Below are 7,684 nucleotides of genomic sequence, written 5' to 3' on the forward strand. Positions count from 1 at the left end.
CCCGCCATATTTTAATTAGCCCATCAACTGCCCTACCCGCTGACATGGCGAAACAGCAGATCGATACTATCTATGAAAAATTGCGTCAAGGTGAGGACTTTGCTACTTTAGCGAGCACCTACTCAAAAGACCCGGGAAGCGCCAGTAACGGCGGCGATTTGGGCTGGGTTAGTGAAGGTGATATGGTGCCAAGCTTTGAAGCAATGATGAAAAAAACGTCGGTAAATGACTATTCTGTGCCATTCCAAACACAATTTGGCTGGCATATTCTTAAAGTCGATGAAAAACGCCAAAAAGATGTGAGTGATGTCTATCGTAAAAACATGGCGCGTGAAATCCTATACCAACGTATGGCACCGCAAGCGCTAGATGATTGGATGCAGGATTTAAGAGCGCAAGCTTACGTTAAAATCATGCAATAATTTAGCTTGCATAAAAAAGGCAGTGTTTTAATCACACTGCCTTTTTTTATAATTAAATTAGTCCATAAAAATCAGCGTTGCCATTCTACCTGTCGCAGGCAATTGATGCTGGGTTTGCCGACGATACGAATAAAATCGTGCATCACCATGGCTGTCCAAACCACTTTTATGCACCTGATGAATACCACAAGCCTTGAGCTGTAATTCTGCTATTGCAGGCAAATTGGCAAAATAATGACCGACCTTATCAGCATTTGGCTGAAACAACTGGGTAGCGACAGCCTCAGATACGTTTAACACTGACAACACGGCATCTTTGACACAACTGTCTACTTCATAGCTCGATTGTGCGATGCTAGCGCCTACCCAAGCGTGCCACCCACGAGTGACCTTCTGCATTTCTGCAGTCGCATTATCCCCCGCTGCAAAATCAAACTGGTGTACCATTTTTTGCACTGTCTTTGCAATAATATTTTTACTAAGACCTTGCCAGCCAGCGTGAATTGCCGCAATCAGTTTGTTATCATCTGCTGCATCGGTGGCTATCATGACAGGTACACAATCTGCTGTCATAATCGCTAAGGCAACATTAGGTAAACGAGTAATATGCGCATCAGCAGATATCGCTGCTGTGCCAATTTTATCGGTAACCTGATAAATTTCATCACCATGGATTTGATTAAGCCAATGAATGCTGTTTAATGTTGGATGATATTGTTGCAAGGATTGCAGCAAGTGCGCACGATTTTGATGCACCTGCACGCTATCATCCCCTACATGTAAACCCAGATTGAATTGACCATACATAGCATTCAAACTAGGCTGCCCCACAAAATCATTGCTTGACCTTCTTGCCATAGATTCACAGCCAGATAGGGTTTGAACCACAGTTACCCCTTGGCTTGGTGCGTGCGTCAGTTCAATCCAGTGTGAATGCTTATCTGTCATTATTAGGCTCTTAGGTATTGGGCTATTAGCTGACTTGTGAATGATTTGTCGATTAAAACGCATCGCCAGGCACATACACCTCACCCACCATCAGACGGCGCGCTGAACGGCTCATAGACACTTTTTTCGCTTGCCATTTGCCATCGACTTGTGAGGACTCACCCCCGACCAGTAGCGTGCCTGATGGGTGACCAAAGCGTACTTCAGACAACGCTTTGCCACCTGCCGCTTGGTTGACTAGCGTACCTTTAATGGTCGCTGCGGTGCCAATCGCAACCGAGGCTGTACCCATCATGGCATGGTGCAGTTGACCCATGCTCATCGCGCGGGCAAGCAAATCAATATCGCCTGCCTGGACTGCTTTGCCACTAGAGGCGGTATAATCGGCTGGCGGTGCAACCCAAGCAATTTTTGGGGTATGCTGACGGGTTTGGGCTTCTGTTAACGCTGCAATCAGACCCATTTTAACGGCGCCATGGGCACGGATTTTTTCAAGCTTAGCCAAGATTTCTTGGTTACCGTTGATGTCTTTTTGTAGCTCTGTACCTGTAAAACCTAAGTCTTTGGCATTTAAAAAAATCGTTGGGATACCTGCATTGATCATCGTGACGTCAAATTCACCGATTTCAGGTACCTCCAGTTTGTCAATTAAGTTGCCCGTCGGGAACATATCGCTATCGCTGTCCACAGGGTCGATAAATTCAATTTTGACTTCGGCTGCTGGGAAAGTCACACCATCTAGCTCAAAATCGCCCGTTTCTTGCACTTGACCATCAGTCATGGGTACATGCGCGATGATGGTTTTGCTGATATTCTGCTGCCAAATTCGGACTTCACAAATGCCATTTTGGGGCACTTTACTGGCATCCACTAAGCCATTGGCAATCGCAAATGAACCGACCGCCGCGGTTAAGTTACCACAGTTACCTGACCAATCAATCATCGCTTTATCAATGGCGACCTGACCGAATAAATAATTCACATCATGATCGGCAACGTCTGTTTTTGACAAAATCACCACTTTGGAGGTTGAGGATGAGCCATTTCCCAAACCGTCAATTTGCTTACCATACGGATCTGGACTACCAACTACCCGCAGTAAAAAATTATCTCGGGCTTGCCCTGGGGTTTGGCAGCGTTCAGGTAGGTCATCAAGCTTGAAAAAAGTACCTTTTGATGTACCACCGCGCATATAGGTAGCTTTAACAGCGATTTGTGGGGCAAAATTGGCCATGTTCATATCCTTATGGTGGCAGGTAAAGAGTTGACGCATCAATTTGTTTTATGTTTAGTCACATTACTAAATCAAAAACATGCTAAAACAAATTGATGACTGGGTGATATACGTTAAACACGTCATTTAAAAGTGGTCAACGTTAGTACTGCTCGTTTTTTTCTTCAATGGTTAATTTGACATTGGTGTCGGTTGGGACTTTTTCATGCGATACTGGCTTGGTTGATTTGTCTGTGCTGTTGCCAGTGCTAGCCGCTGATTTAGTAGCGGTTGTTTTGGTATCAGCATTTGAAGTGGTTGACTCAGATTTTTTCACCGATTTTTTATCTGCGCTATTTGATGGCGTGTTTTTCTTGGCTGGTGTGGTGGTGGTCACGTCAGTCTTATTTTTTTCACTGCTGTTTTTTTCACTGCCCGTTTTTGGTTTTTCTGTGGTTTGTTTTTTGACAGGTTTGGTCGTTGAAGTTTGGCTGTTGTTGGCAGCGACACTGGGTCTGCTAGTCACGGGTGGTACAACGGGTATGGCACCTGCCGAAGAACCGGCTAACGGCGTATTAGATGGCTGGGTCAGCGTTTGCGCTAATGCCGAATTTGCCATAATCTCACCGACTAGCCCAATCACATCGTCGCCTGTGGTACTATTGACTTGGTAATTGGCGCCACTCGCTGATAGACCAAACCCAACATTGTTTGCCACCAACGTGCTATTTTGTAGTTGATAACCACGCGACGTGATTTGCTCGGCGGCGACTGGCATTTTTAGACGGGTATAAATTTTATCCGCGTTATCGAGCTGCGCTTGAGGCATATTAAACGACACCGTCGCTTGGCATTTACCATTGCTACCATTCACGCTCTCTAGATTGATTGCCACTTGCGACAAGCCATTTTGCAAGATAGTCATATCAACAATCGTACCTGCTTGCTGCTGAATGATGTCAGACTGCTTTTTGGCTTGCTGGTCGATGCGATTGACCAGATAACTGTGAATGGCACTGGTTGCCTTCTCATTGTTACAGGCAATATCAGGCGTTTCAATTGTCTTTTGCTCACTGCTTGCAGCACTGCCAGTTTGCTCGTCTTTTTGCTCATTGCGACTACATCCCACCACGGTTAAGGCAAAACACGCCAACAATAACGGCGTACGCATTTTTTTTGACAACGTATTTTGTGGGAAAATCATAGACATAAGGCACCTTTCACGCAGTATTTATTACCATGCCATTATAAAGCAAAGTTTTGCAAATTGGCTAGTTGTTCACTATTATTTATAATAAAATTTAGTTGTAATAATTTTTAGTAGTCATAAAATTTTATTGTCTATTGCGAGCCATCGTATGCGCCATCCAAATCAAACGTATTATTTACTCGGTCATCGTGCTGCTCGCGCTGAAATGCTAGAGAACTGTCAAGACGGATTTGCCTACGTGCAGCAATTGCAAAAACATGGTAAGCAGCTTGATGGGGTTGAATTTGATGTCCAAATGACCGCCGATGGCAGATTTGTGGTGGTACATGATGAAACCTTAAATCGGCTGGCAAGACAACAATCGTGGATTGCTGATAAAACAAGGGCTGAATTAGACGCCATTGTGCAATCGGACTATGGGCGTTTTTCCCAACGTTTTGAACTAGGGTTTTTAAAACATCACGTATTGTTGCTAGACGATTTACCACCCTATCTGCAACACTTTCACCATATTGAACTGGAAATCAAAACCCATGCGAAAACCCAGCCAGCCTCGTTGGTTAAAAATCTGCTTAGACTATTATCACAAGAAATATGGCAAGCTTTACCCATCACCTTGACCAGTTTTGATACCGATGTGTTATATCAGATACGAAACCAACAGCAATTTTTAACGTTTCACTTTCCGACAGGCTTGTTACTTGAGCCTAAAACACTTGAACCTAAAGCCACGCTAGCAAGCCAAATTGCTTTTTTACCGACGCCTGATGCAGCGGGTAAACACTTAATATTGCAAACTTTTAATCGCGCTTGTGCGTTAGGCTGTAGCCAAGTGGGCATTTATTATGCGCTTATCACCCCAACCCTGTTGGAAATTGCCAAAATTTATGGCTTAACAGTCACCGCTTGGACGGTGAATGAGGTGAATGTGGCGAAACGCTTGATTGAGATGGGCGTGGATTGTGTGATTACAGATTATCCTACCCAATTTTTAACCCAATTATATGATTTTAACGTTTAAATTGACCCACTAAATTGACCAATAGGAAGATAACCATGAAACTTGCAGAAGCTTTGTTACGACGTGCTGATATGCAAAAAAAGCTCGCCAGCTTGAAATCGCGCATTGCTGAAAATGTCAAAGTCCAAGACGGCGATACCCCAAGTGAAAACCCGAATGAACTGCTGCTACAAGCCAATCAAGTCATGAGCGAGCTGTATGCGTTAATAGACCATATCCATCGCACCAATGCTATCGCTGTCATGCCCGATGGTTCAACCATGCTCAGCACTTTAGTCAAGCGTGATGAACTTGCCGAACGCCATCGCCTGCTGCAAACCGCGATTGATAATGCTAAGACGGAAGGCGATCGTTATAGCTATCGAGAAATCAAATGGCAAAAAGTGATTGAACCGGTCAAACTGCAAAAACAAGCAGATGACATAGCGGTGAAACTTAGAAACTTAAATATCCAATTGCAAGCCGCTAATTGGCAGATTGATTTAGTATAAGCTAGTTTGAAAAAAGCCTACAATTTGCTATGATGGATTCGAACATACAGGGCGACTATCAGACCTTGTTTGGCGCGCTGTCCACCGAGAGGTTGAAAACAAATCGGGCACAGCTTGCAGGTCTGCGAGCAAGACCATCTTTTTACTTGTCATGCTCAGTACACCTTACTAGTTAAACTCGCTCACAAGGCGACTTTAGACCTGCACTCATTACTACCGGATATTGACTGTATGTTCACCTTTTTGGTCTAAAATCCTCTGTTTGATGGGGGCAAAACTTTTGCGGTGCATGGGCAAAATACCGTAATGCTCTATCGCTTGGATATGGGCGGCGGTGGGATAGCCTTTATGCTGCTCAATGCCATAATCAGGATATAACTTTGACAACGCCACCATATCTCGGTCACGCGTCACTTTGGCAATCACACTGGCGCCACTGATACACGCATGTTTGCCGTCCCCTTTCACAATCGCTTGCTCATGGGTAATTTGCTGATAATTGGGCAAATCAAACAACACGGGCAGTTTATTGCCATCCACCATGACGCTAAAGGTCGCCGTTGGGTATTGCGCTAACATTTGCGCCATCACGCCTGCTACTGCTTGTTTCATCCCTAGTAATGTCGCTTGTAAGATATTGATCTGGTCTATTAAGCTGGCAGAAATTTTGACAACCTGATGCGCGCTCGCCGTTTGTTCAATCAAGGAAAATAACGCTTCTCGTTTTTTCTCTGACAGTTTTTTGGAGTCAGTTAGCGCGCTTAGCGGATGATTGTGGTTAATACCTACACTATTAGCCTTGGGTAAATCAGTGCTTAGGCTATCTTGTTTGATAGATAAAATCGCCTTATCGAAGATGAGCGCACAAACCACCACATCGCCCAATAACGGCCCTCGCCCGACCTCATCTACGCCAATAATAAAATGCTTTGTCATTTAATTTAGATCCCAAAATTTGTTACAATGCGTACGATAAAGCTATTTTACATTTTTAAGGAAGCAATATGAATATTTTAGTGATTGGCACAGGTGGACGTGAGCACGCATTGGCATGGCAATGCGCCAAAGATAGCAAAGTTAGCACGGTTTTTGTTGCCAACGGCAATGCGGGCACAGCGCTTGAACACAAACTACAAAATGTCGATTTAAACGTCAAAGACCATGCGGCGGTGATTCAATTTTGCCAAGACAATGACATTGCCTTTGTGCTGGTTGGTCCTGAAGCGCCACTTGTGGCAGGTATGGTCGATGACTTAACAAAAGCCGGTATCAAAGCTTGGGGACCCACGGCGTATTGCGCACAGCTTGAAGGGTCAAAAGCCTTTGCCAAAGATTTTATGATCAAACACCATATTCCTACCGCCAAATACCAAACTTTTAGCGATGCAGAACAAGCGATTGCTTATGTGAAATCCGAAGGCGCGCCGATTGTCATCAAAGCCGATGGTTTAGCCGCAGGTAAAGGCGTGATTGTGGCGATGAGCGAACAAGAAGCCGTTGATGCCATCAATGATATGTTATCGGGCAACAAATTTGGTGATGCGGGCAGCCGTGTGGTGATTGAGCAGTTCTTGCAAGGCGAAGAAGCTAGCTTCATTTGTATGATAGATGGCAACAATATTTTACCGATGGCAACCAGCCAAGATCACAAGCGTATTGGCGAAGGTGATACCGGTCTTAATACAGGCGGGATGGGTGCTTACTCACCTGCCCCCGTGGTGACACAGCAAGTACATGACAAGGTGATTGACCGTGTGATTCAGCCAGTGGTCGATGCCATGAACGCCAATGGCACACCTTATACGGGATTTTTGTACGCAGGATTGATGATTGATGACCACAATGACCCCTATGTGATTGAGTTTAACTGCCGTTTTGGTGACCCAGAAACACAGCCCATTATGATGCGCCTAAAAGGCTCAATGGTTGACTTAATAACATCAGGGTTGGATGGCAATCTTCCCAAACAAACCGAGTGGGATGAGCGTCCTGCCTTGGGTGTGGTACTGGCTAGCAAAGGCTATCCAGAAAGCGCGAGCAACGGCGATGTTATCCATGGGTTACCAACGCTTGAGTCTCAGTATGGGCAAACGGATATGGATGTCAAAGTTTTCCACGCAGGCACCAAAGCCTTTGACAATGGTGAAATTATCACCAATGGCGGTCGTGTGGTTTGCGTGACGGCGCTCGGTGATGATATTTTGGATGCCCAAACCAAAGCCTTAGCAGTTTGTGGCGCTATTAGCTTCGATGGTATGCACTATCGCCGTGATATCGGTTGGCGCGCTATTCAATCTAGCGCCAAATAACCAACAACCAATAACATGGCATTTAGACATCTAGCCACTGTCTTACGCCAAGTGGTTACGCTAAGTGTTA

Annotated in this window: 8 protein-coding genes; 4 read left to right on the forward strand and 4 right to left on the reverse strand. The window is 44.9% G+C overall.

Translation table 11 applies throughout. The annotated features are described in order from the left end of the window. A partial coding sequence (locus RT143_RS07900) for a peptidylprolyl isomerase (protein WP_313092286.1) occupies nucleotides 1-422 on the forward strand: 422 nt, incomplete at its 5' end. Between the two features lie 57 nt (nucleotides 423-479). On the opposite strand, the gene pgeF is transcribed toward RT143_RS07900, so the two are convergent. From pgeF to RT143_RS07915, 3 genes are all read right to left on the reverse strand, one after another. After that, a complete protein-coding gene (pgeF, locus tag RT143_RS07905; RefSeq protein WP_313092288.1) occupies nucleotides 480-1,370 on the reverse strand; it encodes a peptidoglycan editing factor PgeF in 891 nt (296 codons plus the stop codon). A gap of 52 nt (nucleotides 1,371-1,422) precedes the next feature. Beyond that, the gene (gene prpF / locus RT143_RS07910; protein ID WP_409519703.1) at nucleotides 1,423-2,604 is read right to left on the reverse strand and encodes a 2-methylaconitate cis-trans isomerase PrpF; all 1,182 of its coding nucleotides are present in this window, start codon (nucleotides 2,602-2,604) and stop codon (nucleotides 1,423-1,425) included. A gap of 142 nt (nucleotides 2,605-2,746) precedes the next feature. After that, complete coding sequence (locus RT143_RS07915; protein WP_313092292.1) at nucleotides 2,747-3,793, reverse strand: hypothetical protein; 1,047 nt, start codon at nucleotides 3,791-3,793, stop codon at nucleotides 2,747-2,749. Between the two features lie 148 nt (nucleotides 3,794-3,941). Between RT143_RS07915 and RT143_RS07920 the strand changes: the two genes are divergently transcribed. Together RT143_RS07920 and RT143_RS07925 are read left to right on the forward strand one after the other, a co-directional pair. Beyond that, nucleotides 3,942-4,814 (forward strand): glycerophosphodiester phosphodiesterase, encoded by an 873-nt coding sequence (locus RT143_RS07920; RefSeq protein ID WP_313092294.1) that lies wholly within the window; start codon nucleotides 3,942-3,944, stop codon nucleotides 4,812-4,814. 35 nt (nucleotides 4,815-4,849) lie between these two features. Then, a complete protein-coding gene (locus RT143_RS07925) occupies nucleotides 4,850-5,305 on the forward strand; it encodes a DIP1984 family protein (protein WP_007116746.1) in 456 nt (151 codons plus the stop codon). A 213-nt stretch (nucleotides 5,306-5,518) separates the two neighbouring features. Here the strand turns inward: RT143_RS07925 and RT143_RS07930 are convergent, their stop codons facing one another. Beyond that, nucleotides 5,519-6,241: a ribonuclease HII gene (locus RT143_RS07930; protein WP_313092296.1), complete on the reverse strand. Its 723-nt coding sequence runs from the start codon at nucleotides 6,239-6,241 to the stop codon at nucleotides 5,519-5,521. Nucleotides 6,242-6,309: 68 nt separating this feature from the next. On the opposite strand from RT143_RS07930, the gene purD reads away from it, so the two are divergent. After that, nucleotides 6,310-7,614, forward strand: coding sequence for a phosphoribosylamine--glycine ligase (purD, locus tag RT143_RS07935; RefSeq protein WP_313092298.1), 1,305 nt, complete (start codon nucleotides 6,310-6,312; stop codon nucleotides 7,612-7,614). Nucleotides 7,615-7,684 lie beyond the last annotated feature (70 nt).

It is taken from the genome of Moraxella sp. CTOTU48268 (assembly GCF_032069585.1).
Classification (GTDB): Bacteria; Pseudomonadota; Gammaproteobacteria; order Pseudomonadales; family Moraxellaceae; genus Faucicola; species Faucicola cinerea.

Coding starts and splice junctions, on each gene's coding strand:
- pgeF (WP_313092288.1), bottom strand. CDS start 1,370: ATGACAGATAAGCATTCACACTGGATTGAACTGACGCACGCACCAAGC.
- purD (WP_313092298.1), top strand. CDS start 6,310: ATGAATATTTTAGTGATTGGCACAGGTGGACGTGAGCACGCATTGGCA.
- RT143_RS07920 (WP_313092294.1), top strand. CDS start 3,942: ATGCGCCATCCAAATCAAACGTATTATTTACTCGGTCATCGTGCTGCT.
- RT143_RS07915 (WP_313092292.1), bottom strand. CDS start 3,793: ATGTCTATGATTTTCCCACAAAATACGTTGTCAAAAAAAATGCGTACG.
- RT143_RS07930 (WP_313092296.1), bottom strand. CDS start 6,241: ATGACAAAGCATTTTATTATTGGCGTAGATGAGGTCGGGCGAGGGCCG.
- prpF (WP_409519703.1), bottom strand. CDS start 2,604: ATGGCCAATTTTGCCCCACAAATCGCTGTTAAAGCTACCTATATGCGC.
- RT143_RS07925 (WP_007116746.1), top strand. CDS start 4,850: ATGAAACTTGCAGAAGCTTTGTTACGACGTGCTGATATGCAAAAAAAG.